The following is a 25200-nucleotide window of genomic DNA, read 5'->3' on the forward strand; positions in this document are numbered from 1 at the left end:
AATCACAGGAAAGAGGTGCTCGCAAGATTACTCCAGCCCCAGCGTATACTGGGCGATTTTGAAGTAGATAATCAGCCCGGTACCGTCGATAAGCGTCGCGATAAACGGCGCGGAGACGACGGCCGGGTCAATGCCGCAGCGCTTGAGTACCATGGGAATAACGGACGAGACTATGGCGCTCCACAGCGTAATGCACACCAGCGTCAGGCTGACGATAAGGGTAATTTCCAGCCCAATCCCCATCATCCATGCGCGGATGCACCCGGCAATACCGAGCGTGACGGCAATCATCAGTGAGGTGGTCATCTCTTTGCAAAGTACGCGACCGACATCGCGCAGATGCACTTCACCCAGCGCCATGGCGCGCACCAGCGTGGAGGTGATCTGCGTTCCGCTGTTCCCGCCGGTGCCAATCAGCAGCGGGATAAAAAATGCCAGCGCAATGGCGGACTCCAGCGCCTCTTCAAAGTGCTGGATCACCGAGCTGGTGTAGGCTTCCGCGACAAACAGCAGCAGCAGCCAGACGGAGCGTTTTTTCCACAGGCTGAAGGCGCTGGTCTCCAGATAGGGCTTTTCCAGCGGCAGCGTGGCCCCCTGGCGCTGGGCATCTTCGGTGACATCGTCTTCCAGCAGGTGAGCCATTTCGCGCTCGGTGAGGCAGCCAACCAGCTTGCCGTGGGTGACAACAGGCACTACATCCGCACCGCTGTGAGCCAGCAGTCCGGCGACATCGGCCCGCTCATCTTCCGGTTTGACCTGCAGAAATTGCGACAGCATCAGCGATTTTACCGGCTGTACGGTATCGGTGGTTTGCAGCAATTTGCGTACCGCAATCATGCCTGCCAGGCGACCCTGATCTTCAATGAAAATATGCGACGGAATATCATCGTCTTTTAATTTTTCGAAAAACTGCTCGCGCGCCAGCGCCACGCATAATGAAATATCGAGGACAATAAAATCGGTATTCCTATATTGCGCGATGGCGCTGTCATTGAATACCGGGTTCTGGTTGTGAATAGCGTAAGACATAGTGAATTCCCTTTGAATAAAAAATCTCTCAGGGGCGAGCAAGACAGGGCATGTCGAAGAGGAGATCCCCACGTCCTGGGTTCAGCACTGTACACCGTATCCCGTAAGGGAAGTTATACTGACAAAGCCTTGATTCGACAGTGCCTGTTTTACCCTGTGCGGGTTCTCTCGAACCTGCCAGAGCGATAACGTGTATTTGTACAGGAGCCTCGCCATAACGAGATCGTTGTAAACCAGCGGGATAATACGCTTATTTTATTTTCCCGCTCTGGAATTTAAAAAATGTTTAGGGAATGTTTATGTATTCATTATTCATGACGCGTTGAGTCTTTATTTAAACTTGCTCGACTTTAATAAGAAGGTAAATATTCACGAGGAGAACAAGGTGGCGTGGTTTGACAATCTGCTCAATCATTTTGCGCATTATCCGACGCATCTCTTTGCGCTGCTCTTCGTGCTGGCTTTGAGTAAATCCACGGTGCTGATCTCCTCCGTGCTGCCGCCCGCCTCGGTGATGTTGCTGACCGGGATCACCGTCAGCCAGGCGAGCCTGCATCCGGCGTTGACGTGGCTGGCGGTGGTGATGGGGGCCACGCTCGGTTCGCTGCTGAACTATCATATCGGTCAGTTGATGGGGCATACGCCGCTGGTGACGCGCATTACCTCAAGACATGCCGATACATTTTTGCGGGTGCAGCATCAGCTACAGAAAAACGGCGTGCTGGTGCTCTTCACCGCCCGTTTTCTGGCGGTACTGCGCTATATCGTGCCGCTGGCGGCGGGCATGCTCAGGCTCAACCGGGTGAAGGTTTACGCGGTCAGCCTGTTTTCTGCCGCCGTCTGGGCGGCGCTGTATGTCGGCATTGTCACCGGCATCAGCGCCTTTTAAGTTACAAACTTCCCATTCCGCCGTCGACCAGCAGTTCCGTTCCTACCGTGTAGCTGGATTCGTCGGAGGCCAGATAGAGCGCGGCTTTTGCCAGCTCCGTCGTCGAGCCCATTCTGCCCAGCGGCACAAGCTTGATGATCTCCGCCATCATCGCGTTAAGCGTTTCTTCGCTTAAGCCCGTTTTCGTAAAGGCCGGGGTTTCTACCGGGCCGGGGCTCAGACCGTTAACGCGAATGCCGCGCGGTAACAGCTCTGCCGACAGTGTGCGTGCCAGCGACAGCAGGGCGGCCTTGCTCGCGGCATACACGCTGCTGGTGGGCAGGCCGATGCGCGCGCTTACGGAGCCGCACAGGATCACCGAGGACGGATTATTCAGCAGCGGCAGCAGCGCCTGAATTAAAAAGAACGGTCCCTTCAGGTTGATGCCCATCAGACGATCCCAGGCCTCTTCCTGCCACGCTTCCAGCGGTGCGTGCGTCACGTCGCCGGCGTTGAGAAACACCGCGTCCAGGCGTGGCCAGCGGGCGGCAAGCGTCTCCGCCAGCGCTTTTTGCGAAGCAATATCTCCCGCATCGGTCGGGATCACCCAGGCCTTATCGCCCAGAATGCGCTCTGCTTCGGCGAGCGTTTCCGGGTTACGACCGGTGACGGCGACATGCGCCCCTTCGGCGAGAAACACCTGCGCAGTGGCAAGGCCAATGCCGCTGGTTCCGCCGGTAATCAGCGTATATTTACCTGCTAAACGACCCATGTTCTTCTCCTGAAATGTCTCTGGAGAAAGCACTATAGAAACGTTAGTATCGAAAGGAAACCAGGTACCAATTGGATACTAATGCGGCAAGAGGTGTGCTATGGCGGAATTGCTCGATATACGTTGTGAAAAAAATTCTGAGGTTTATGTCTGCCCGATGACGCAGTTTGTGAACCTGATTTCCGGGAAGTGGGCGATCCCTGTTCTTTATCGCCTGATTATCCTCAATGCGCCGGTACGCTTTGGCGATCTGCTGCGCGCTACCGCCCCCATCACGCAGAAAGAACTCACGAAGCAGCTCAGGCTGTTCGAACAGCGCGGGCTGGTGTCGCGCACGGTTTACCCGGAGATCCCACCGCGCGTGGAGTACCAGATAACGGGGCTGGGGTTGACCCTGCAAGGGGCGCTCTCGCCGCTGGCCGCCTGGATGAGTGAGTACGGCGACCAGCTTGAGCGTTAGCCTACTGTTTTACATAGCGCGGCGCCGGTATGCCGGTGCGGGCGCTGTTAAACAGTTCCAGACGTGCCGTTTCGTAGCGATCCCACAGGCTGGCATCATGCATTGGCGGAATGGTAATCAGCTCGCCCTGATCCAGACCCGCCAGCGAAGCATCCACCATATCGTCAGTGGTCATCACCGAGCCTTCCGGCAGATCGTTCACCGTCACGCCGGAATGCTGCCAGATTTCTGTTGCCGTTGCGGCGGGTAACACGGCCTGAATACGCAGATTGCTGTCGGCAAACTCCTCCTGTAACCCACGGGTAAAGCTGAGCACCCAGGCTTTGGTGGCGCTGTACAGCGCGCTGCCGGCACGTACGTGCAGGGACAACACCGAGGCGATATTGATAAGCGTACCGTGGTTATTCTGCGCCAGGCGCGGCAGGATCGCATAGGTCAGACGCATCAGCGCCGTGGTATTGAGGGTGTTAATGGCCTGATGCTGGGCCACATCACCCGCAAGGAACGGCGCCATCTGCGCGGTGCCGGCGTTGTTAACCAGCGCATCAATGGCGGTATTGCTACGCAGTTCGTCTTCTACCGCGCGGATCCCGGTTTCATCGGTGAGATCGGCCACCAGAATATCGACGGTCACGCCATAGCGCGCGCGCAGGTCGGCGGCGAGGGTTTGCAGCCGATCCTCGCGGCGGGCGACCAGGACCAGGTTAGCGCCGCGCGCGGCAAGGCGATCGGCATAGACGGCACCAATCCCGGAAGAGGCACCCGTAATCAGGGCGGTAGTGATTTGCGTAGTCATCGTGTGTTACCTCAAAGCAAAGTGGGTTATTTGGTTTCAATATGAAACTGAATTCACTGTCTGCTATTTGGTTTTATAATGCAACTATATTGGTGGTCATTTTGTGCTTTTGCCGTCGGGTACGATCAGGAGGGAAGTTTAGCCACGATCTCTTCAGGCGTAAGTTCGCGGCCATCATCGGCGATAAGCAGCAGTTTACGCAGCGGTTTGCGCTGTTCGCTATCAATGAGAACGGTGCCGCATTCGTTTTCCGCAAACAAAAATTCATTGCCCCACTGGGACAGGGCAACCAGCACCGTCTGGAGTGCGCGTCCCTTGTCGGTCAGAACGTATTCCTGCCAGGCGCTGCCGTCGGAGGCGGGCTGGAGCCGGAGGATGCCTTCATCGACCAGCAGTTTTAGCCGCGCGGTCAGCATGTTTTTCGCGATACCGAGGCTTTTCTGGAACTCGCCGAAGCGTTTAATCCCGCGCAATGCGTCGCGAACAATCAGCAGCGACCACCAGTCGCCGATGATATCCAGCGAACGGGCGACAGGGCAGGTACTCTCTTCAAGACGGGTGCGTTTCACAGGCAAATCTCCGGGCGTATGTAGTTTTATTATAAAACTAATCTGCTCACCGGGTAAGCGTGTTATTCATCAGTTTGAGAAATGCTTCCCGGAAAATTGTCACGGATCTGTCACACTGAACGCGACATTTTAAAACGAGTGAGGAATTAGGGATGAGAAAAGCACTACTCGCGGTGGCCGTAGCCGGTCTCTTTTCAGCAGCCTCCGGGGTGCAGGCGCAAGAGACGCCGGAAGGGTATCAGCTGGAGCAAGTTTTAATTATGAGCCGTCACAACCTGCGCGCACCGCTCGCCAATAACGGCAGCGTGCTGGAGCAGTCCACGCCAAAGCAATGGCCTGAATGGGAAGTGCCGGGCGGTCAGCTCACCACCAAAGGTGGCGTGCTGGAGGTTTACATGGGGCACTACATGCGCGAGTGGCTGGCCCAGCAGGGGATGGTGAAGACGGGAGAATGTCCACCGGCGGAGAGCGTTTATGCTTACGCCAACAGCCTGCAGCGCACCGTAGCCACCGCGCAGTTCTTCATTACCGGGGCTTTCCCGGGCTGCGACGTGCCTGTGCACCATCAGGACAAAATGGGCACCATGGACCCAACCTTTAACCCGGTGATTACCGATAACTCACTGGAATTCCGCGAAAAAGCGCTCAAGGCGATGGAGTCCGAGCGGCAGAAAATGCAGCTTGGCGAAAGCTATAAGCTGCTGGAGCAGATGACGAACTACGCCGATTCACCGTCGTGCAAAGAGAAAAAAGTCTGTTCACTGGCAGACGCGAAAGATACCTTCAGCGCCGACTACGAAAAAGAACCGGGCGTTTCCGGGCCGCTGAAAGTGGGCAACTCGCTGGTGGATGCGTTCACGCTGCAGTATTACGAAGGCTTCCCGGCCGACTAGGTGGCCTGGGGAGAGATTAAAACCGACCAGCAGTGGCGCGTATTGTCGAAGCTGAAAAACGGATATCAGGACTCGCTGTTTACCTCAACCGAGGTGGCGCAAAACGTCGCCAAACCGCTGGTGAAGTATATCGATAACGCCCTGGTGACCGATCAGGCAAAAGCGCCGAAAATCACCCTGCTGGTGGGGCATGACTCCAACATTGCCTCTCTGCTGACGGCGCTGGACTTCAAGCCGTACCAGCTGCATGACCAGCAGGAGCGCACCCCAATCGGCGGCAAAATTGTCTTCCAGCGCTGGCACGACAAAAACGGCAACCGCGAGCTGATGAAAATTGAGTATGTGTATCAGAGCTCAGAGCAGCTGCGTAACGCCAGCGTGCTGTCGCTGCAGTCTCCGGCGCAGCGCGTGACGCTGGAACTGAAGGGGTGTCCGGTGGATGCGAACGGTTTTTGCCCGATCGATAAATTTAATACGGTGATGAACGACGCGGCGAAATAAGATAATCCCCCCGCGCAGGCGGGGGGAAACGCTCAGACGTTTTTACGTTCGATGGTTTGCTCACCCCAGAAGAGCGAGTCTTTGTCCGTTTTTTCGAAGGCGCGTACCAGCACTTCATCATTGCCTTCTTCCCAAATCTGCTCTGCCAGTTTTTCGTCGTATTTCGCGACTTCAAAAATGGCTTCGGCGATCTCCGGAGAGGTATTGCGTAAACTTGCCCATTCGCCCACGTGGTGAGCTTTGGATTCTTGAGTTGGCATGCTTGTCCTCCTGTTGAGTTAGCCGTTCAGTTTTTTGGCCAGACCCGCGACATATTCACCCTGATAGCGGGCGATAGCGAGCTCTTCATTGCTCGGCTGTCGGGATCCATCGCCACCGGCAATGGTGGTTGCACCGTAAGGTGTGCCGCCACGTACCTGAGAGATATCAAACAGTTCCTGCGCGCCATAGCCAATCGGTACAATCACCATCCCATGATGAGCAAGGGTAGTCCAGGTTGAGGTAATCGTCTGTTCCTGGCCTCCGCCGGTCCCGGTGGAGCTGAACACGCTGGCGAGTTTGCCGTACAGTGCGCCAGAGGCCCACAGCCCGCCCGTCTGATCGAGGAAGGTGCGCATCTGGCCTGACATATTGCCAAAACGGGTGGGGGTGCCGAAGATAATGGCGTCGTAATCCGCCAGTTCCTGAGGCGTGGCGACCGGCGCATTCTGGGTTTTTCCTCCGGCTTTGGCGAACGCTTCTGCCTGCATGGTTTCCGGTACGCGTTTTACCACAACCTCCACGCCGTCCACTTTGTTTGCACCTTCTGCTACCGCGTGAGCCATGGTTTCAATGTGTCCATACATGGAATAATAGAGCACCAGAACTTTAGCCATTTTGCATCACTCCTCGTTTGTTTTTTCTGACAGCGAATCGCTGCGTTCATTTAAAGATATGACATCACAGCCAGACTGCAAAAATGAACGGCATTTCTTTGATTTATAACAATATGCTGACCATCGCGGCTTGTAGCAAAATGAAACATTTTTACCGCCGACGATTTTTGAAATGATAAGAAAGGCTTATGAATGACCGCCGCGTTTTCTCACCCAAAAGACTGAGATCTTGTTGCAGAATATTAACTACAGCTTGCCGGATACCCTCAGTCCACTAAGCTTAGTTTCACGCGGCACAGATAAAGGCGCTGTCCTTGAGCCGCGAGGTGAAAGAATCCTCTTTTACTGAATGCAATATGATGTCTAATGTTTCACATACTGGAGGTTAGAGATGGCAAACCATCGTGGTGGTTCAGGTAATTTCGCCGAAGATCGTGAAAGAGCATCAGAAGCAGGCCGTAAAGGTGGCCAGCATAGCGGGGGTAATTTTAAAAATGACCCTCAGCGCGCATCTGAGGCTGGCAAAAAAGGGGGTAAAAACAGCCATGGCGGTAATAAGTAAGTCGCCGGGTTGAAAGACCTCTGCCGCCGGGATCTCCCGGCGGTTTTTTTATTTCTGTAACATTGAACTGCAATCAAAGGCATCGCACACTAGTCCCTTCATTCTACGTTCTGGTGCCTCATGTCTGTTTCTCGTTTTACCTTCTCCGTCAAACCTCAGGAAGCGATCCTCATTCTGATCACCATGTTCTGGGGCGGAACATTTCTCGCCGTCCAGTATGCGGTCACCCTGAGCGATCCGTTCTTCTTTGTCGGCCTGCGCTTTGCGACGGCAGCGATTGCCGTGGGGTTGATCTCGTTGAAAACCCTGCGCGGACTGACCCTGCAGGAGTTCAAGGCCGGGGTGGCGATTGGCGTGGCGATTGCCATGGGGTATAGCCTGCAGACGTGGGGGTTACAGTCAATCTCCAGCAGTAAATCGGCCTTTATCACCGCCATGTATGTGCCGCTGGTGCCGTTACTGCAATGGCTGTGTCTGGGACGCCTGCCGGGTGTGATGTCCTGCATTGGTATTGTGCTGGCGTTCATCGGCCTGATTTTGCTGGCCGGGCCGGAAAATAACCTGCTGGCAATGGGGCCGGGCGAGATCATTACCCTGGTGGGAGCCATTGCGATTGCCGCGGAAATTATCCTCATTAGCGCCTGGGCCGGGAAGGTCGACGTTAAGCGCGTCACGGTGGTACAGCTTGCCACGGCGTCGCTGGTGGCGTTCGCGACGATGGTTCCGGCAGGGGAGTCGGTTCCGCCGATGTCTGCCGGGCTGGTGGTGGTGGCACTGGGACTGGGTATTTTCAGCGCCATTATTCAGGTGACCATGAACTGGGCACAGCGCAGCGTGTCGCCGACGCGGGCGACGGTGATCTACACCGGTGAACCGGTCTGGGCGGGGATTTTTGGACGCATTGCCGGAGAACGCTTACCGCTGCTGGCGCTGGTCGGCGCGGCGTTTATCGTTGTTGGGGTGCTGGTGAGTGAGCTAAAGCTCAAAAAAAGACGTAAGGCGATTGCCGGGTAAGCGCAGCGTCACCCGGCAAGTAAGGGGCCTTTATATCAGGTGGAGGGGGTGATGGCTTCCCCTTGCGCTTCATCCCCTTTCCGGCGGCTCAGCAGGGCATTAAGCAGGATCGCCCCAAAGGTCGCCGTACCAATCCCGCCAACCGTAAATCCGCCCAGCGTCAGGGCAAAATCACCTGCACCCAGCACCAGCGTGACCGCCACCATAATCAGGTTACTGTTCTGGCTGAGATCGACGCGATGCTGTACCCAGATGCGCGCTCCCGCCACGGCAATCAACCCGAACACCACAATCGATGCGCCGCCGATGACCGGCGAGGGAATGGTGTGGATCAGCGCACCAAATTTTGGTGAGAAGCCGAGCAGCATCGCCATGACCGCCGCCGCCACGAACACCAGCGTGGAGTAGACTTTCGTTACCGCCATCACACCAATGTTCTCGGCGTAGGTGGTGACACCGCTGCCGCCCACCGACCCGGAGAGCATCGTCGCCAGGCCATCCCCGACAAACGCGCGCCCCATATACGGATCCATACTGCGCCCGGTCATGCCCGCCACGGCCTTCAGGTGCCCTAAGTTCTCCGCCACCAGGATCACCGCGACAGGGGCGATAAGCATCATGGCCTGCGTGTTAAAGGTTGGCGACGTGATCTGCGGCAGACCGAACCAGGCAGCCTGATGGAGCAGGGTAAAGTCGACAGGCTTGCCGAAACCAAAGACATTGGCCAGCAGGGCGTAGATCAGACAGGCCACAATCAGCCCGACCAGAATCAGCAGACGCTGGACCATGCCGCGGGTGAATACCGCCACCAGACCGATACACAGCACGGTGATCACCGCCATCCAGCTCTCAAACGGCGAGCCGGAGACACTCTTCACGGCAATTGGCGCCAGGTTCAGGCCAATCGCCATCACCACTGCGCCGGTAACCACTGGCGGCATCATTCGCTCGATCCACCGTGTTCCGATCTTCATCACCACGACGCCAATCAGGGTATAGACCAGACCACAGGCGATAATGCCGCCGAGGGCGACGCTGAGGTTGGGGTTGATCCCCTGACCGTTAAACCCGGTGGTGGCGATGACCACGCCGACAAAGGCGGCGCTGGAGCCCAGATAGCTGGGCACGCGCCCCCCGGTGACAAAAAAGAACAGCAGGGTGCCAATACCCGACATCAGAATGGAGAGATTGGGATCAAGGCCCATCAGCATCGGCATCAGCACCGTTGCGCCAAACATGGCGACCGCGTGCTGGACGCCCATCACCAGGGTTTGCCCGAGCGGGAGCCGTTCATCCGGCGCGACCACGCCAGGTTCTGTAGAGGTCGATTTCAACTGCCAGTGGGGAAATCCGAACATTGCCATGAGCTGCTTCCTTAAGAAGGGTTAACAGGCGGGTCGCATAAGCGCGTAGTAGCCGCGGTCAAACCACACCAGCCCCTGCGGGGCGGGGTGGCGGATAATGGACACGATGTCGCAAAACAGAATGTCGTGGGTGCCGACGCTGACCACCTGGCTGATACGGCAATCAAACGAGGCCAGCGCCTCCTCCAGACGCGGGCAGCCCGTCTTGCCCGTCTGCCAGCGGGCAGCGGCGAAGCGATCTTCCATCGGCGTTTTGCCGCCAAACAGGTTGGAGAGTGGCTCCTGTCCGGCGCTCAGGGTGTTGACGCACAGGGTGCGGTTTTCGCTAAACGTCGGCCAGACGGACGCGCCGCGGTTAAGACACACCAATAGCGTCGGGGGCGAGTCGGTGACGCTGCATACGGCGCTGGCGGTGAAGCCCGCTCTGCCAGCAGGGCCGTCGGTGGTGATGATATTGACCGCCGCGCCCACACAGGCCATGGCATCGCGAAAGGTTTGTTTATCGGGTGTCGTCATGATGGCTCCTTACGCCAGCCCGCAGGCGTCTTCAAAGGCCAGGCGCGGCAGACGGCCGTAGAGTTTGCCCACATCGCCATAGCCGATATTGATCAGCAGATTGCTTTTCAGCAGCGTGCCGGTGAAAAAGGCTTCGTCGACTTTTTGCCGGTCGAAACCGGACATCGGGCCGGTGTCCAGCCCCAGGGCGCGACAGGCAAAGATGAGATAAGCAGCCTGCATGGAGCTGTTGCGAAAGGCGGTCTCTTCAGCGTGCGCTGGGCTGGTGGTAAACCAGCTCTTCGCATCCCCGTGCGGGAACAGTTCAGGCAGACGCTCATAAAATTCCGTGTCCCACGCCACAATCGCGGTGACCGGTGCGGTGAGGGTTTTCTCCAGGTTGCCGCTGGAAAGTGCGGGGCGCAGCTTCTCTTTACCCTCTGCGCTGCGCACAAAAACAATACGGGCCGGGGAACAGTTAGCGGAGGTAGGCCCCCATTTCATCAGGTCGTAGATCTCGCGCAGCGTCTCGTCGCTGACCGGTATGTCCAGCCAGCCGTTGTGGGTGCGTGCGCCGGTGAACAGTGAATCCAGCGCGGCAGAGGTAATGGCTTCGCTCATCGAAACTCCTTATAAAGCGGGTTCATGGCTGTGCAGCAGGCTGGCAAGCCCGTTAAGCAGCAGGGTATTAAACGTTTCCGGCTCGGTGACGTTGCAGGCATGACCGCCCTGGCGCATCACCACGCTGTGGCTGTGCGGGAGCGCCGCCTGCAGCTCAGACGAGCAGACAGAGGGCACCAGCAGGTCGTCGGCGGAACTGATAAGGTGTACCGGGCAGGCGATGCGGGCGGCATGGCGGCTAAAATCGGCCTTTTTCAGCGCGTTCAGCCTGCGCAGCAGATTGTTTTTGCCCTGAAAGTGCGCCAGCGCCAGTGCTTCTTCTGCCTCCAGACGCGGTGCGCGGGCGGCCATCCAGTCTGCTGGATAGAGAAACAGCGGCTGCGCCTCTACCCACGCCTGCGCGCCACCGGCATGCAGCAGCCGTTCGCGGATCTGAAAGCAGCGTCGGGTATGGGCATTCAGCGTCAGCCAGCCGTTGACGCACACCAGCGCTTTGAGCGCATCGGGGGTGTCGAGCGCCAGTTGCAGGCCGATCAGCGCCCCCAGCGCATGGCCGACCACACAGTAGCGGGTGATGCCGACCGCGGTCAGCGCCTGTGCCAGCTCACCGGCCATCTGCGCCAGGGTGTACTCTTCCGGCAGGGTGTCAGGGTTATTGCCGGTGCCACGCTGGTCGTAACAGACCACCTGATACTCCTGTTCCAGCGCGGCTAGCTGGGGTAACCAGTAGCTGCCGCCCCCGCCGAGTCCGGCAATCAGCACCACGACGGGCGCGCCGTCAAACGGGGGCGGTGAGACGGAGAGCTTCATGGCAGCCTCACTTTCCAATGTGCGCAACGGTGGCGATTTCAACCAGCGCGTCCGGCTTCACCAGCCCGCACTGAATGCAGAAGCGGGCCGGCTTATCGCCGGGGAAGAACTCCGCATAGATCTCGTTAATCGCGGCGTAGTTTTTCCAGTCGGTGATAAAGATGCTGTTGAACGTCACATCCTCCATCGTGCCACCCGCGGTTTCGATCACGGTCTTGATCGTCTCCAGCACGTGGCGCGTTTGCGCCTTTGGGTCGTTGATAAACACCACGTTGTTGTCTTTATCAAACGGCAGAGTACCGGAGACGTACACCACGCCATCGGCGAGCGTGCCGGGGACAAACGGCGCAATCGGCGTGCTGGTGCCCGGTGGAATAATCACGGATTTCGGCATCGTATGTCTCCTCAGGCGATACGGGCGAGCGGCGGGTTCAGGGCGTCGCAAAAATCGGCGACGTTACTGACCCAGCCAAAAAAGGTTTCGATATTGAACAGCGCCGCTTTCTGGGCAAATTCCGGCCCCGCCTGATGAGTGGCGTCTTCCAGTACCACGCCGAAATACTCGAGGAAGAAGCCGTCGCGCAGGGTCGACTCTACGCAGACATTGGTGGCAATGCCGGTAAAGACCAGATGACGAATGCCCCGGCTGCGCAGCAGGCTGTCGAGCGGCGTGTTGAAAAAGCCGCTGTAGCGCGGTTTGGGCAGCACGATATCGCCTGCCTCCGGCACCAGTTCATCCACCAGCTGATAATCCCAGCCACCTTTAGCCAGCAACTTGCCCTGCAGTTCGGGCCGTTTGCGCATGGTTTTCAGGGCGTTCGATTTGTGAAAATTGGGCGAGCCGGGGCCACCGGCTTCCACGTATTGATCGTCCCAGCCGTTCTGAAACCAGATGATGAGCATCCCGGCGGCGCGTGCGGCGGCGACGGCGGTTTTGATGTTCTCAATCACCGGCCGGGTGGCGGAGACGTCAAACCCCGCCAGATCCAGATAACCGCCGGGGCTGGCGTAGGCGTTTTGCATATCCACCACAATCAGCGCGCTCTGCGGTGCAGAAAAGGTGATGGCTTCCGGACGGGCATTAAGGGTTGTCATTACGCCACCTCCTTGGTTATGGCAGGAATGTGAGCGCGGCACTGCATCAGCGGCTGAATGCGCTCGCCGAAGGTCTCCACACCGGTGAGGAAATCGTCGAAGGTCAGCAGAACACCTTCCGCGCCGGGAACGGCGGCCACTTCGTCGAGCATTCTGGCAACGCTGGCATACGAGCCGACGAGCGTGCCCATGTTGATATTGACGGCAGAGGTCGGGTCGGCCATCTGGCGCACGTTGGTGTCCGCGCCGGAACGGGTATCTTTCTGGCTCTGTTCGGTGAGCCAGCTCAGGGCCTCGTCGTCGGCCCCGTCCTTATAACGCTCCCATTTGGCGCGCGCGGCCTCATCGGTTTCGTCGGCAATGACCATAAACAGCACGTAAGAGCCCACATCACGGCCGGTTTTGTCGGCGGCCTCTTTCATGCGTGCGGCGGTTGGGGCGAAGGCGGCGGGGGTGTTGACGCCTTTACCGAAACAGAAATTGAAGTCGGCGTATTTTGCCGAGAACGCCATTCCCGCGTCGCTCTGCCCGGCGCAGATCACCTTCATTGGTGCAGAAGGCTGCGGGCTGACGCGACAGTCATTCATGGTGAAGTAGTCACCTTTGAAATCGCTCTTGCCGGTACCCCAGAGATCGCGCAGCACCTGCACGTATTCGGTAAGGTACTCATAGCGGCGCGAGAAGTACTCATCTCCCGGCCAGAGCCCCATCTGGTCGTACTCCGGCTTTTGCCAGCCGGTGACCAGATTGACGCCAAAGCGTCCCCCGGAGATGGAGTCGATAGTGGAGGCCATCCGCGCGACAATGGCTGGCGGCAGGGTGAGCGTGGCGGCGGTGGCGTAGATCTGAATCCGTGACGTCACCGCCGCCAGGCCCGCCATCAGGGTGAAGGACTCCAGATTGTGATCCCAGAATTCGGTTTTGCCGCCAAAGCCGCGCAGCTTGATCATCGAAAGTGCAAAGTCGAAATGGTAGTGCTCCGCTTTTTGCACGATGGCTTTGTTCAGCTCAAAGGTCGGCATGTATTGCGGAGCAGTGGTCGAGATAAGCCAGCCGTTGTTGCCGATGGGTACAAATACGCCAATTTTCATCACGAACCTCTCTTCACTACGTTGCAGGTGAACAGGGTTTTGCAAAGGGAGTGCCAGTTTTCAAAATGGCTTTGTTATTAATGTGTTAATCAATGGTTGGTGAATTGAACGTGACAAAAGTGGACTAAATGGTCAAAAACATTGCACACAAAACAGGCATTCATGCGCGATGGGAGTGCAGAATGTCGTGGCGAGGCGGGGGTTTTGCTATGCTGTTGGCAACGCAGAATAAGGAGAGCGGGATGACACAAGGCGCAGTGAAAACAGCAGGTAAACGTTCGCAGGCGGTGAGCGCCAAAAAGCACGCCATCCTCAGTGCGGCGCTGGAGACCTTTTCACAGTTCGGCATTCACGGCACGCGCCTGGAACAGGTGGCGGAGCAGGCCGGGGTGTCCAAAACCAATCTGCTCTACTATTACCCGTCGAAAGAGGCGCTGTATGTGGCAGTAATGCAGCAGATCCTGGATATCTGGCTGGCGCCGCTAAAGGCCTTTCGTCAGGAGTTCGCCCCGCTGGTGGCGATCAAAGAGTACATCCGCCTGAAGCTGGAGGTCTCCCGTGATTATCCGCAGGCATCCCGGCTGTTCTGTCTGGAGATGCTGCAGGGCGCGCCGCTGCTGAAGGCAGAGCTGACGGGGGATTTAAAACAGCTGGTGGACGATAAATCCGCGATCATCGCCGGGTGGGTCGCCAGCGGCAAACTGGCACCTGTCGATCCGCAGCATCTGATCTTTATGATTTGGGCCGCCACCCAGCACTACGCTGACTTTGCGGCCCAGGTGGAAGCGGTAACCGGAAAGACGCTGCAGGACGAAGCGTTTTTCCAGAGCACTCTCGAAAACGTGCAGCGGATGATTATTGAAGGGATCCGCGTGCGCTAGTTTCCCTCACCCTAACCCTCTCCCACGGGGAGAGGGGACTGTTCTGTGCTGTCTTTTATCCCTCGCCCCTATGGGGTGAGGGGACAGCTTAAGTTGCCCTCTTCACACTGCATCAGCGAGGCCAGAAACGCCTCGCGTTCCACTGTTTTCTCCGTCAGGCACTGACTAATGATCATAGGCTGCACGCTGCCTCCCTCGGTACCAGAACCGATAAAATTGCAATCCGCATCGCGCAGGGCGATCCACGCCTGCTGCGCCTTTTTCAGCAGGTCACGCTGTGGGGCCGCCGCACGCTTAATGGCGGACTGATAAGTCTGGTTGAGCTTTTTATCAGCGGCCTGGTACTGCTGCGCGCTACAGGTATTCAGTTCAAGCTGCGTAGTGGCGTTGTCGCACTCGTCGGCCAGCGCGCTGGCGCTCAGCAGCAGGGCGGCGCCTGCGAGAAATACTCTTTTCATCATCCCCTCCGTGTAAAAAAGCCGGATGCGCTGTGCTTATCCGGCCTAAGGTGAAGTTGTAGCCCCGGTTAGCGTAGCGTCACCGGGGAGAGTGTACACGATTACCCGATTGTCATCAGGCTGGCGTTACCGCCCGCTGCCGCGGTGTTGACGCTGAGCGAACGCTCCACGTACAGGCGCTCCAGCAGCAGGTTGGTTTCACCGCGAGCGAAGCCCTGCACCGAAACAATCGCCCCGCTGCGGGCCGCAACCTGCTCGCACAGTTCGCGCAGCTGATCGGAATCACCGTGGTAGATAACCGCGTCAAACGGCTGCGCAAGCAGGGCATCAGGCTTCGCAAAGTGAATGCGGGCAGAAACCGCTTTCGGCAGTTGCTTCGCCAGATCGCGGTGCAGACCGTCTTCCGGCCACAGCACTTCACAACCTGTTGCCATCGCGGCGGCCAGCTGAACCAGCGCATCCTGTTCGTTATCCGCCACGCACAGCACGCGTTCGCGCGGCATCAGCGTCCAGGTGTTGCGTTCGCCGGTAGGACCCGGCAGCAGACGCTGCGTGCCAGCCTGCGCCAGCTCGCCGTACTGCTGTGCGACAGCGCGCAGCTCAGGACGTTTTTCCGCCCAGCTGATGAGTGCTTCCAGCGGCTGCGTCAGCACGGTTTTCAACTGGACATCCACCGGATAGTCCGCGTCCTGGCGTGCCAGCGTCACGCCCAGCGCGCGCTCAGGACGGTTCGCCAGCAGACGGTACAGATAGAGCGGGCCACCCGCTTTAGGACCGGTGCCGGAGAGCCCCTCGCCGCCGAACGGCTGCACGCCCACGACCGCGCCAACCATGTTGCGGTTGACGTACAGGTTGCCCACTTTGGCGCTGCCGGTGACCTGGGCGATGGTTTCGTCGATACGGGTATGCACGCCGAGCGTCAGGCCATAGCCGGAGGCGTTGATCTGCTCAATCAATGCATTCAGGTTGTTACGGTTGTAACGCACCACGTGCAGGACCGGGCCGAAGACCTCTTTTTTCAGCTCGTCGAAGCTTGCCAGCTCGATAAGCGTAGGCGGCACAAAGGTGCCGGTCTGCCACTCGCGGGCATCTTCGCTGTTCTCGCGCACGGCCTGGAACACCGGACGGCCTTTGGCACGCATGGCCTGAATGTGGTTTTCAATATTCGCTTTGGCTTCCGCGTCGATCACCGGCCCGATATCGGTGGTGAGGCGGCCCGGGTTGCCCATGCGGCACTCGGCCATGGCACCACGCAGCATCTTCAGCGTGTGGTCGGCCACGTCGTCCTGCAGGCACAACACGCGCAGGGCGGAGCAGCGCTGACCCGCGCTGTCAAAGGCGGAGGCCAGCACGTCTACCACTACCTGCTCGGTGAGAGCAGAGGAGTCGACAATCATGGCGTTCATGCCGCCGGTTTCCGCGATGAGCGGCGTTGGGCGGCCCTGGGCATCCAGACGGGTGGCGATGTTACGCTGCAGCAGGGAGGCCACTTCGGTCGAGCCGGTAAACATCACGCCACGCACGCGGTTATCCGCGGTGAGCTTCGCACCCACCGTTTCACCCCGGCCTGGCAGCAGCTGCACCACGCCCGCCGGTACGCCCGCTTCCAGCAGGATGTTAATCCCCTGAGCGGCAATCAGCGGGGTTTGCTCCGCCGGTTTGGCCAGCACGCTGTTGCCTGCGGCAAGCGCGGCGGCAATCTGGCCGGTGAAGATCGCCAGCGGGAAGTTCCACGGGCTGATACAGACCACAGGACCAAGCGGGCGGTGCGTTTCGTTATCGAAATCATCGCGCACCTGGCCTGCATAGTAGTGCAGGAAGTCGACGGCTTCACGGACTTCGGCGATGGCGTTGCTGAAGGTTTTCCCCGCTTCGCGCACCAGGATACCAATGAGCGACTGCATCTGATCTTCCATCAGCACCGCGGCGCGTTCCAGAATGGCGGCACGTTCTTGCGGCGGGGTGGCGAACCAGATTGGCGCGTTGTTTACCGCGCTCTCCAGCGCCTGCTCCACTTCCGCTTCCGTGGCTTCACGCACGTAGCCGACAATATCTTTTGGCTCTGCCGGGTTGATCACCGGCTGCATCTCGCCGTCTGCGACCGGCTGTTCCAGCATCGGTTTGGCCTGCCATTTCTGCAGCGCGCTGTTGAGCAGGGCAGAAGAGAGGGACGCCAGACGGTGTTCGTTGGCGAGATCCAGACCCGCCGAGTTGATGCGGCCTTTGCCGTACAGCTCGCGCGGCAGGGCAATCTTCGGATGCGGCAGACCAATCTGGCCTTCCTGAGCCGCCATTTTCTCAACGGCCTGCACCGGATCGGCAACCAGTTCGTCCAGCGGCAGGGTGGTATCGGCAATGCGGTTAACGAAGGAGGTGTTCGCCCCGTTCTCCAGCAGACGACGCACCAGGTACGCCAGCAGGGTTTCATGGGTACCGACCGGAGCATAAATACGGCACGGACGGTTCAGCTTGCCCTCTGCCACTTTACCGGTGACCTGCTCGTAGAGCGGTTCACCCATGCCGTGCAAGCACTGGAATTCGTACTGGCCCGGATAGTAGTTCTGCCCGGCCAGGGTATAGATCGCCGCCAGGGTATGAGCATTGTGGGTAGCGAACTGCGGGTAGATCAGGTTCGGTACGCCGAGCAGTTTTTTCGCACAGGCGAGGTAAGAGACGTCGGTGTAAACCTTGCGGGTGTAAACCGGGTAGCCTTCCAGACCTTCCATCTGGGCACGTTTGATCTCGCTGTCCCAGTAAGCGCCTTTTACCAGTCGGATCATCAGGCGACGACGGCTGCGGCTGGCCAGATCAATCAGGTAATCAATAACGAACGGGCAGCGTTTCTGGTAGGCCTGAATAACAAAGCCAATTCCGTTCCAGCCTGCCAGTTCTGGCTCAAAGCACAGTTTTTCCAGCAGATCGAGCGAGATCTCCAGACGGTCTGCCTCTTCGGCGTCGATGTTGATGCCAATGTCATACTGGCGCGCCAGCAGGGTCAGGGATTTCAGGCGCGGGTAGAGCTCTTCCATCACCCGGTCGTACTGCGCGCGGCTGTAGCGCGGGTGCAGGGCGGAGAGCTTGATTGAGATGCCCGGACCTTCATAAATACCGCGACCGTTGGACGCTTTACCGATGGCGTGGATCGCCTGCTGGTAAGAGACCATGTAGGCCTGCGCGTCGGCAGCGGTCAGAGCCGCTTCACCCAGCATGTCGTAAGAGTAGCGGAACCCTTTATCTTCCAGCTTGCGGGCGTTGGCCAGCGCTTCGGCGATGGTTTCACCGGTAACAAACTGCTCGCCCATCAGGCGCATCGCCATATCCACGCCTTTGCGGATCAGCGGCTCGCCGCTCTTGCCGATAATACGGTTCAGGGAGCGGGAGAGGTTCGCTTCGTTGTGGGTCGAGACCAGCTTGCCGGTAAACAGCAGACCCCAGGTGGCGGCGTTAACGAACAGCGACGGGCTGCGGCCAATGTGTGACTGCCAGTTGCCGTTGCTGATTTTGTCGCGGATCAGCGCATCGCGGGTGGCTTTATCAGGAATACGCAGCAGTGCTTCTGCCAGACACATCAGCGCCACGCCTTCCTGGGAGGAGAGGGAAAACTCCTGTAGCAGGCTCTGCACCATACCGGCACGGCCGCTGGCGGTTTTCTGGTTACGCAGTTTGTCGGCCAGCTGATACGCCAGGCTGTGCGCCTGCGCGGCGACGGCTTCAGGCAGGCGAGCCTGCTCCAGCAGCATTGGCACGGCGTCCGTTTCAGCACGGCGGTACGCACCGGTAATGGCGGCGCGGCTGACGGACTGCGGCAGGATCTGCTCCGCGAACTCCAGGAACGGCTGATGATTCTCGTCGCCAGCAACCGGCGCGTCTTCGCTCTCATTGGCGGCACCTGCCAGCAGGGCGGGCAGCTCGGGCAGACCTTCGTCGCTCTCAAGCCGTTCGAGATAGTTAAAAATTGCCTGCTTGATTAGCCAGTGCGGCGTGCGGTCAATGCGGGTTGCTGCGGTCTTAATCCGTTCGCGGGTTGCGTCATCCAGCTTAACCCCCATGGTGGTCATGCCCATGCCAAAACTCCTGTTGTTCTTTGATCGTGTTCGGTGGTTAGCCTGAAATATCCACCATGTTGCAACTTTGTGCAACCGTGTTAAATGTGACCCGGCTAGCAAGCTGAAAAATGAATGGATTGTTAACGGATGGTTAGCTGGAAAAAAGCGCTGGCTTCTGCATACGAAGCTTGTTTTTATGCGGTACTTAACACTTTTAAAAGGTGCAACCCGTATAAATGTGAGCGAGTGCAACCTATAGGAAAGACATATAAAACCGGGGATGAATTTGATGTAAATGCAGTGTTAAATCGTTTGTGTGCGAGCACTGCTTACGGCAGGATACGCGCGGCCAACAGAAACACAGATACCCATCACCCCGTTCCGGTGATGACATAACAAGGCAACCCGGACGGTTGTCGCTCGACTTTTGGAGAATTTGAATGGCAATGAGCACACCGATGCTGGTGACATTTCTCGTTTATATTTTTGGCATGATCCTGATAGGGTTTTTGGCATGGCGTTCTACAAAGAACTTTGACGACTACATTCTGGGTGGCCGCAGTTTAGGCCCAATGGTGACTGCGCTTTCTGCGGGGGCATCGGACATGAGTGGCTGGCTGCTGATGGGGCTGCCGGGTGCGATTTTCATCTCCGGCATCTCTGAAAGCTGGATCGCCATTGGCCTGACTCTCGGGGCGTGGATTAACTGGAAGCTGGTAGCAGGCCGTCTGCGCGTGCATACCGAAGTGAACAACAACGCCCTGACGCTGCCGGATTATTTCACCGGCCGTTTCGAAGATAACAGCCGCATCCTGCGCATTATCTCGGCGGTGGTGATCCTGCTGTTCTTCACTATTTATTGTGCCTCCGGCATTGTGGCCGGTGCGCGTCTGTTCGAAAGCACCTTCGGCATGAGCTACGAAACCGCCCTGTGGGCCGGTGCGGCGGCTACCATCCTCTACACCTTCGTGGGTGGGTTCCTGGCGGTAAGCTGGACCGACACCGTGCAGGCGAGCCTGATGATTTTCGCCCTGATCCTGACCCCGGTGATTGTGATCTTCACCGTAGGTGGTTTTGGCGAGTCGCTGGAAGTGATCAAGCAGAAGAGCATTGAAAACGTCGATATGCTGAAAGGGCTGAACTTTGTCGCCATCGTCTCCCTGATGGGCTGGGGTCTAGGCTATTTCGGTCAGCCGCATATCCTGGCGCGCTTTATGGCGGCCGATTCTCACCACACCATCGTTCATGCGCGTCGCATCAGTATGACGTGGATGATCCTCTGCCTGGCAGGGGCGTGCGCGGTGGGCTTCTTTGGCATTGCATACTTCAACAACAACCCGGCGCAGGCGGGCGCGGTAAACCAGAACGCCGAGCGTGTGTTTATCGAGCTGGCGCAGGTGCTGTTTAACCCGTGGATCGCCGGTATTCTGCTCTCCGCTATTCTGGCGGCGGTGATGTCCACCCTGAGCTGCCAGCTGTTGGTCTGCTCCAGTGCGATCACCGAAGACCTCTACAAGGCATTCCTGCGTAAAGGTGCAAGCCAGAAAGAGCTGGTGTGGGTAGGGCGCTTCATGGTGCTGGTGGTGGCGCTGGTGGCCATTGCGCTGGCATCGAACCCGGAAAACCGCGTGCTGGGTCTGGTGAGCTACGCGTGGGCGGGCTTTGGTGCGGCGTTTGGTCCGGTGGTGCTGTTCTCCGTGATGTGGTCGCGTATGACCCGTAACGGCGCGCTGGCGGGGATGATTATCGGTGCGGTCACGGTTATCGTCTGGAAACAGTTCGCGTGGCTGGGCCTGTACGAAATTATCCCGGGTTTCATCTTCGGCAGTCTCGGTATTGTGGTCTTTAGCCTGCTGGGTAAAGCGCCGTCTGCCTCCATGCAGAAACGCTTTGCGGAAGCGGATGCCCATTACCACACTGCGCCGCCGACGAAGCTACAGGCTGAGTAATTTTTCTTCCTGCACACTGTAAGCCGGGTGAGCGTCAGCGCCACCCGGCTTTTTTCTTGCCAAAATCCGTAATTTACGGTGATATCGCTGCACTTATAACAATGAGGATAGCGAAGCATGACAATCAAAACAGGGTTACTGGCAGCGGCATTCCTGATGCTGGCTGGCTGTACGGCACCGTCGCAGCATACGGCGACTGACACCTGCAAAGTGGATAACCAGATGCAGCAGACCACGCTTTATTTCGGCTTAAATCGTCCGGCCGGGGCGCAGATCACCCCCGACGAATGGCAGCAGTTTGTTGACCGGGACGTGACGCCGCGTTTTCGTGATGGCTTAACGGTGTTTGATGCGCGCGGACAGTGGCTGGGCAACGACGGTAAAGTGGCGCGTGAGCCGAGCAAGGCGTTGATGCTGATCCACGGAAAAGATGCGCAGAGCGAGAAGAACATTGAGGCGTTACGCGGTATCTATAAATCCCGCTTTGCGCAGGAGTCGGTGATGCGGGTCGATCAGCCGGTGTGTGTGCAGTTTTAAAGAAAACGGCGGGATAACCCGCCGTTGTTGCATCGTAGGCCGGGATCGCTGCGCGCCACCCGGCATCACATCACAATACCAGGCCCGCAAAGCTCGCCGACAGCAAACTCACCAGCGTCGCGCCATACACCAGACGCAGACCAAACCGCGACACCACGTTGCCCTGCTGCTCGTTCAGGCCCTTGATTGCACCTGCGACAATACCGATGGAGGCGAAGTTGGCGAACGACACCAGGAACACGGATAAAATCCCCAGCCCGCGCGGTGACATCTGATGCGCAATTTTTTGCAGCTCAATCATCGCCACAAATTCATTCGCTACCAGCTTAGTTGCCATAATACTGCCGGCATTTAAGGCATCGCTCAGCGGAATACCCACCAGCCACGCCAGCGGATAAAACACATAGCCCAGGATCTGCTGGAAGCTCATACCAAATACGCTGGAGAAGAGGGCGTTAATGGCGCTTATAAGCGCAATAAAGCCAATCAGCATCGCCAGAATAATCATCGCCACTTTAAAACCGGCCAGAATATACTCGCCCAGCATTTCGAAGAAGCTCTGGGATTCATGCAGTTTTTCGAGCTTAATATCCGGCTCCGCTTCCGGGCGAACCGGGTTGATGACGGAGAGAATAATAAAGGTGCTGAACATGTTCAGAATGAGCGCCGCCACCACAAATTTAGCGTCGAGCATGGTCATATAGGCACCGACAATCGACAGGGAGACGGTCGACATGGCCGTGGCCGCCATGGTGAACAGACGACGTGACGAGAGATCGCCCAGTACGCCCTTGTAGGCAATAAAGTTTTCAGACTGTCCGAGGATCAGTGAACTCACCGCGTTAAAGGATTCCAGCTTGCCCATGCCGTTCAGTTTTGACAGCAGCGTGCCAATCAGCCGAATAAAAATCGGCAGAATGCGCCAGTGCTGAAGAATACCAATGAGTGCGGAGATAAAAATAATCGGGCAAAGCACGCCGAGGAAAATGAACGCCAGCCCTTTTTCACCCATTCCGCCAAAGACGAAATTGGTCCCTTCGCCGGCAAATTTGAGCAGTGATTCAAAGAAACCGGAGATGTATTTAATCAGGAATAACCCGCTTTCGGCGTGCAGGAAAAAGAACGCCAGCGCAATTTCAATAACGATCAGCTGTAAAACAAAGCGAATGCGAATTTTTCGGCGGTCAAAACTTACCAGCCAGGCAAGCGCAAGAATAATCACCAGCGCCAGCAGGAAATGGACAATCTTAAACATGGTTTATTTTCGGTTAGTTTGCGAGGCGGATATTTAGCCACAGCGCTGATTAACCGTAAATGGGCATTTTCGTTATACCTTATAAACCGGAACGTCACGAGCGCAACTATTACCCCGCGATGCGTTTACAACTCGTCATCAAAAACCACACATTTCGCTTGTTTTTCTTATCGCCGTAATGATAATCACTATCACAAGAATTTACCTTTCTTTGCATCAGTTGACCGCGATAAACATTTAAGGTGTCTGCATGTTTGTTCCATTTCTCATTATGTTACGCGAAGGCCTGGAAGCGGCCCTCATTGTTAGCCTCATCGCCAGTTATCTGAAGCGAACCCAGCGCGGACGCTGGATTGGGGTGATGTGGATAGGGGTTTTCCTCGCCGCTGCGCTCTGTCTGGGCCTGGGCATTCTGATCAATGAAACCACCGGTGAATTCCCGCAGAAAGAGCAGGAGCTGTTCGAAGGTATCGTTGCCGTGATAGCGGTGGTGATCCTCACCTGGATGGTGTTCTGGATGCGTAAAGTCTCGCGTAACGTGAAGGTGCAGCTGGAGCAGGCGGTAGATAATGCCCTGCAGAAGGGAAATCATCACGGCTGGGCGCTGATCATGATGGTTTTTTTCGCCGTGGCGCGTGAAGGTCTGGAATCCGTTTTCTTCCTGCTGGCTGCCTTTCAGCAGGATGTGGGGATCTGGCCACCACTGGGGGCGATGCTGGGGCTGGCAACGGCCGTGGTGCTGGGTTTCCTGCTCTACTGGGGTGGCATTCGCCTGAACCTGGGGGCCTTCTTTAAATGGACCAGCCTGTTCATTTTGCTGGTGGCCGCAGGGCTGGCGGCAGGGGCGATCCGCGCTTTCCATGAGGCGGGTCTGTGGAACCACTTCCAGGATGTGGCGTTCGATCTTAGCAATGTTCTTTCTACCCATTCACTGACCGGCACGCTGCTCGAAGGGATCTTCGGCTATCAGGAAACGCCAAGCGTCAGTGAAGTGGCGATGTACTTTATCTATCTTATTCCGGCGCTGGCGCTCTTCTTTATGCCATCGGCCCCAGCGCTCAGCCGTCGCGTACTGCGCCCTGATGTGCTTACTGTAGTTACAACATACTTTTAAAAGGGAAGGGTCATGGCAATTCAATTTCGTCGTAGTGCGTTACAGGTTGGTGTGGCAGCGCTTGTTGCTTCTGCCTTCGCCGCTCAGGCTGCTGATATTCCACAGGTCAAGGTGACGGTGAATGATAAGCAGTGTGAGCCGATGACCATTACGGTCAACAGCGGTAAGACACAATTTATTATTCAGAACCACAGCCAGAAAGCGCTGGAGTGGGAAATTCTCAAAGGCGTGATGGTCGTGGAAGAGCGCGAAAATATCGCGCCGGGCTTTAGCCAGAAAATGACGGCTAACCTGCAGCCGGGTGAATATGACATGACCTGCGGTCTGCTGACCAACCCGAAAGGTAAGCTCATCGTTAAGGGGAATGCCACAGCGGATGCCGCGAAAGGCACGGCCCTGCTGAGCCTGGGCGATGCCATCACCGCTTATAAAGCGTATGTCATCAAAGAGACGGCAGACCTGGCAGCGGGAACCAAAGCCTTTACGGATGCGGTGAAAGCGGGCGATATCGACAAAGCGAAATCCCTGTATGCGCCCACCCGTCAGCACTACGAGCGCATTGAGCCGATTGCGGAGCTGTTCTCCGATCTTGATGGCAGCATTGATGCCCGTGAAGACGATTACGAGCAGAAAGCGGCCGATCCAAAATTCACCGGCTTCCACCGTCTGGAGAAAGCCCTGTTTGGCGATAACTCTACCAAAGGGATGGAGAAGTATGCCGATCAGCTCAACAGCGACGTGCTGGAGCTGCAAAAGCGCATCAGCGAGCTGGCCTTCCCGCCATCTAAAGTGGTGGGCGGTGCGGCCGGACTGATTGAAGAAGTGGCCGCCAGCAAAATCAGCGGTGAAGAAGATCGCTACAGCCACACTGATCTGTGGGATTTCCAGGCGAACGTCGATGGCGCGCAGAAAATTGTTAACCTGCTGCGCCCACAGCTGCAGAAAGAGAATAGCGAGCTGCTGGCAAAAGTGGATGCCAACTTTAAGAAAGTCGACACCATTCTGGCGAAGTACCGCACCAAAGACGGGTTTGAAACCTACGACAAACTGACCGACGCCGACCGTAACGCGCTGAAAGGCCCGATTACCACCCTGGCGGAAGATCTCTCCCTGCTGCGTGGCGTACTGGGTCTGGACTAAGCACG

25 protein-coding genes, 1 pseudogene and 1 riboswitch are annotated in these 25200 nt (G+C 57.4%); of the genes and pseudogenes, 10 read left to right on the top strand and 16 right to left on the bottom strand.

From position 1 onward, the window contains the following. Nucleotides 1-27: 27 nt before the first annotated feature. Nucleotides 28-1029: a magnesium transporter gene (locus tag ACQG19_RS08735; protein WP_246931461.1), complete on the bottom strand. Its 1002-nt coding sequence runs from the start codon at nt 1027-1029 to the stop codon at nt 28-30. A gap of 59 nt (nt 1030-1088) precedes the next feature. Then, a riboswitch (M-box (ykoK) riboswitch) is annotated at nt 1089-1258 on the bottom strand. 156 nt (nt 1259-1414) lie between these two features. Between ACQG19_RS08735 and ACQG19_RS08740 the strand changes: the two genes are divergently transcribed. Further along, a complete protein-coding gene (locus tag ACQG19_RS08740) occupies nt 1415-1918 on the top strand; it encodes a DedA family protein (protein ID WP_222168633.1) in 504 nt (167 codons plus the stop codon). A gap of 1 nt (nt 1919) precedes the next feature. Here ACQG19_RS08740 and ACQG19_RS08745 read toward each other — a convergent pair whose 3' ends face one another. Beyond that, nucleotides 1920-2669: an SDR family oxidoreductase gene (locus ACQG19_RS08745; protein WP_013097207.1), complete on the bottom strand. Its 750-nt coding sequence runs from the start codon at nt 2667-2669 to the stop codon at nt 1920-1922. A 100-nt stretch (nt 2670-2769) separates the two neighbouring features. Between ACQG19_RS08745 and ACQG19_RS08750 the strand changes: the two genes are divergently transcribed. Further along, the gene (locus ACQG19_RS08750; protein WP_013097206.1) at nt 2770-3129 is read left to right on the top strand and encodes a winged helix-turn-helix transcriptional regulator; all 360 of its coding nucleotides are present in this window, start codon (nt 2770-2772) and stop codon (nt 3127-3129) included. A gap of 1 nt (nt 3130) precedes the next feature. Here the strand turns inward: ACQG19_RS08750 and ACQG19_RS08755 are convergent, their stop codons facing one another. After that, nucleotides 3131-3925, bottom strand: coding sequence for an SDR family NAD(P)-dependent oxidoreductase (locus tag ACQG19_RS08755; RefSeq protein ID WP_013097205.1), 795 nt, complete (start codon nt 3923-3925; stop codon nt 3131-3133). A gap of 125 nt (nt 3926-4050) precedes the next feature. After that, the gene (locus tag ACQG19_RS08760) at nt 4051-4494 is read right to left on the bottom strand and encodes a winged helix-turn-helix transcriptional regulator (protein ID WP_045902799.1); all 444 of its coding nucleotides are present in this window, start codon (nt 4492-4494) and stop codon (nt 4051-4053) included. Nucleotides 4495-4646: 152 nt separating this feature from the next. Between ACQG19_RS08760 and agp the strand changes: the two are divergent. Next, a pseudogene (agp, locus tag ACQG19_RS08765) lies at nt 4647-5888 on the top strand (bifunctional glucose-1-phosphatase/inositol phosphatase). A 32-nt stretch (nt 5889-5920) separates the two neighbouring features. Here agp and ACQG19_RS08770 read toward each other — a convergent pair. Together ACQG19_RS08770 and wrbA are read right to left on the bottom strand one after the other, a co-directional pair. After that, nucleotides 5921-6148, bottom strand: coding sequence for a YccJ family protein (locus ACQG19_RS08770; protein ID WP_008499832.1), 228 nt, complete (start codon nt 6146-6148; stop codon nt 5921-5923). 18 nt (nt 6149-6166) lie between these two features. Continuing rightward, on the bottom strand, nt 6167-6763 hold the full coding sequence (wrbA, locus tag ACQG19_RS08775; RefSeq protein WP_025755888.1) for an NAD(P)H:quinone oxidoreductase: 597 nt from the start codon (nt 6761-6763) through the stop codon (nt 6167-6169). 391 nt (nt 6764-7154) lie between these two features. On the opposite strand from wrbA, the gene ACQG19_RS08780 reads away from it, so the two are divergent. Both ACQG19_RS08780 and ACQG19_RS08785 read left to right on the top strand, forming a co-directional pair. Further along, entirely contained in the window at nt 7155-7325 is a 171-nt protein-coding gene (locus ACQG19_RS08780) for a general stress protein (protein WP_013097201.1), read from the top strand. A 120-nt stretch (nt 7326-7445) separates the two neighbouring features. Next, nucleotides 7446-8339, top strand: a complete 894-nt coding sequence (locus ACQG19_RS08785) for a DMT family transporter (protein ID WP_038419076.1) — start codon at nt 7446-7448, stop codon at nt 8337-8339. Between the two features lie 35 nt (nt 8340-8374). On the opposite strand, the gene rutG is transcribed toward ACQG19_RS08785, so the two are convergent. The 7 genes from rutG to rutA are packed head-to-tail and all read right to left on the bottom strand — an operon-like array spanning nt 8375 to nt 13815. Further along, nucleotides 8375-9703: a pyrimidine utilization transport protein G gene (gene rutG, locus ACQG19_RS08790; RefSeq protein ID WP_013097199.1), complete on the bottom strand. Its 1329-nt coding sequence runs from the start codon at nt 9701-9703 to the stop codon at nt 8375-8377. A gap of 21 nt (nt 9704-9724) precedes the next feature. Beyond that, nucleotides 9725-10219, bottom strand: a complete 495-nt coding sequence (gene rutF, locus ACQG19_RS08795) for an NADH-dependent FMN reductase RutF (protein ID WP_246931460.1) — start codon at nt 10217-10219, stop codon at nt 9725-9727. A gap of 9 nt (nt 10220-10228) precedes the next feature. After that, nucleotides 10229-10819: a malonic semialdehyde reductase gene (locus tag ACQG19_RS08800; protein WP_013097197.1), complete on the bottom strand. Its 591-nt coding sequence runs from the start codon at nt 10817-10819 to the stop codon at nt 10229-10231. A gap of 9 nt (nt 10820-10828) precedes the next feature. Continuing rightward, nucleotides 10829-11629 carry a pyrimidine utilization protein D gene (gene rutD, locus ACQG19_RS08805; RefSeq protein ID WP_058680363.1) on the bottom strand — a complete coding sequence of 267 codons (801 nt, stop codon included), beginning with the start codon at nt 11627-11629 and terminating at the stop codon, nt 10829-10831. A gap of 7 nt (nt 11630-11636) precedes the next feature. Then, nucleotides 11637-12023 (bottom strand): pyrimidine utilization protein C, encoded by a 387-nt coding sequence (gene rutC / locus ACQG19_RS08810; protein ID WP_013097195.1) that lies wholly within the window; start codon nt 12021-12023, stop codon nt 11637-11639. A gap of 11 nt (nt 12024-12034) precedes the next feature. Then, nucleotides 12035-12724: a pyrimidine utilization protein B gene (rutB, locus tag ACQG19_RS08815; RefSeq protein WP_013097194.1), complete on the bottom strand. Its 690-nt coding sequence runs from the start codon at nt 12722-12724 to the stop codon at nt 12035-12037. Beyond that, on the bottom strand, nt 12724-13815 hold the full coding sequence (gene rutA, locus ACQG19_RS08820) for a pyrimidine utilization protein A (protein ID WP_013097193.1): 1092 nt from the start codon (nt 13813-13815) through the stop codon (nt 12724-12726). Before rutA ends, rutB begins: the two co-directional genes overlap by 1 nt. A 242-nt stretch (nt 13816-14057) precedes the next feature. Here rutA and rutR point away from each other — a divergent pair, with 242 nt between their 5' ends. Then, nucleotides 14058-14696: an HTH-type transcriptional regulator RutR gene (gene rutR / locus ACQG19_RS08825; protein ID WP_013097192.1), complete on the top strand. Its 639-nt coding sequence runs from the start codon at nt 14058-14060 to the stop codon at nt 14694-14696. A 68-nt stretch (nt 14697-14764) separates the two neighbouring features. Here the strand turns inward: rutR and ACQG19_RS08830 are convergent, their stop codons facing one another. Further along, nucleotides 14765-15154 carry a lysozyme inhibitor LprI family protein gene (locus ACQG19_RS08830; protein ID WP_029882762.1) on the bottom strand — a complete coding sequence of 130 codons (390 nt, stop codon included), beginning with the start codon at nt 15152-15154 and terminating at the stop codon, nt 14765-14767. 101 nt (nt 15155-15255) lie between these two features. Further along, nucleotides 15256-19218: a trifunctional transcriptional regulator/proline dehydrogenase/L-glutamate gamma-semialdehyde dehydrogenase gene (gene putA, locus ACQG19_RS08835; RefSeq protein WP_040023863.1), complete on the bottom strand. Its 3963-nt coding sequence runs from the start codon at nt 19216-19218 to the stop codon at nt 15256-15258. Nucleotides 19219-19640: 422 nt separating this feature from the next. Here putA and putP point away from each other — a divergent pair, with 422 nt between their 5' ends. Then, nucleotides 19641-21149, top strand: a complete 1509-nt coding sequence (putP, locus tag ACQG19_RS08840) for a sodium/proline symporter PutP (RefSeq protein ID WP_029882760.1) — start codon at nt 19641-19643, stop codon at nt 21147-21149. A 117-nt stretch (nt 21150-21266) separates the two neighbouring features. Next, nucleotides 21267-21686, top strand: a complete 420-nt coding sequence (locus tag ACQG19_RS08845; RefSeq protein WP_013097188.1) for a DUF3574 domain-containing protein — start codon at nt 21267-21269, stop codon at nt 21684-21686. Nucleotides 21687-21756: 70 nt separating this feature from the next. Here the strand turns inward: ACQG19_RS08845 and ACQG19_RS08850 are convergent, their stop codons facing one another. Next, the gene (locus tag ACQG19_RS08850) at nt 21757-22941 is read right to left on the bottom strand and encodes a NupC/NupG family nucleoside CNT transporter (RefSeq protein ID WP_013097187.1); all 1185 of its coding nucleotides are present in this window, start codon (nt 22939-22941) and stop codon (nt 21757-21759) included. A 250-nt stretch (nt 22942-23191) separates the two neighbouring features. On the opposite strand from ACQG19_RS08850, the gene efeU reads away from it, so the two are divergent. Beyond that, a complete protein-coding gene (gene efeU / locus ACQG19_RS08855) occupies nt 23192-24055 on the top strand; it encodes an iron uptake transporter permease EfeU (protein ID WP_426725863.1) in 864 nt (287 codons plus the stop codon). A gap of 12 nt (nt 24056-24067) precedes the next feature. Next, nucleotides 24068-25195 carry an iron uptake system protein EfeO gene (gene efeO, locus ACQG19_RS08860; RefSeq protein WP_013097185.1) on the top strand — a complete coding sequence of 376 codons (1128 nt, stop codon included), beginning with the start codon at nt 24068-24070 and terminating at the stop codon, nt 25193-25195. Nucleotides 25196-25200 lie beyond the last annotated feature (5 nt).

Origin of the sequence: Enterobacter cloacae complex sp. 277I4, from assembly GCF_050031465.1 — a bacterium.
Lineage (GTDB): Bacteria > Pseudomonadota > Gammaproteobacteria > Enterobacterales > Enterobacteriaceae > Enterobacter > Enterobacter cloacae.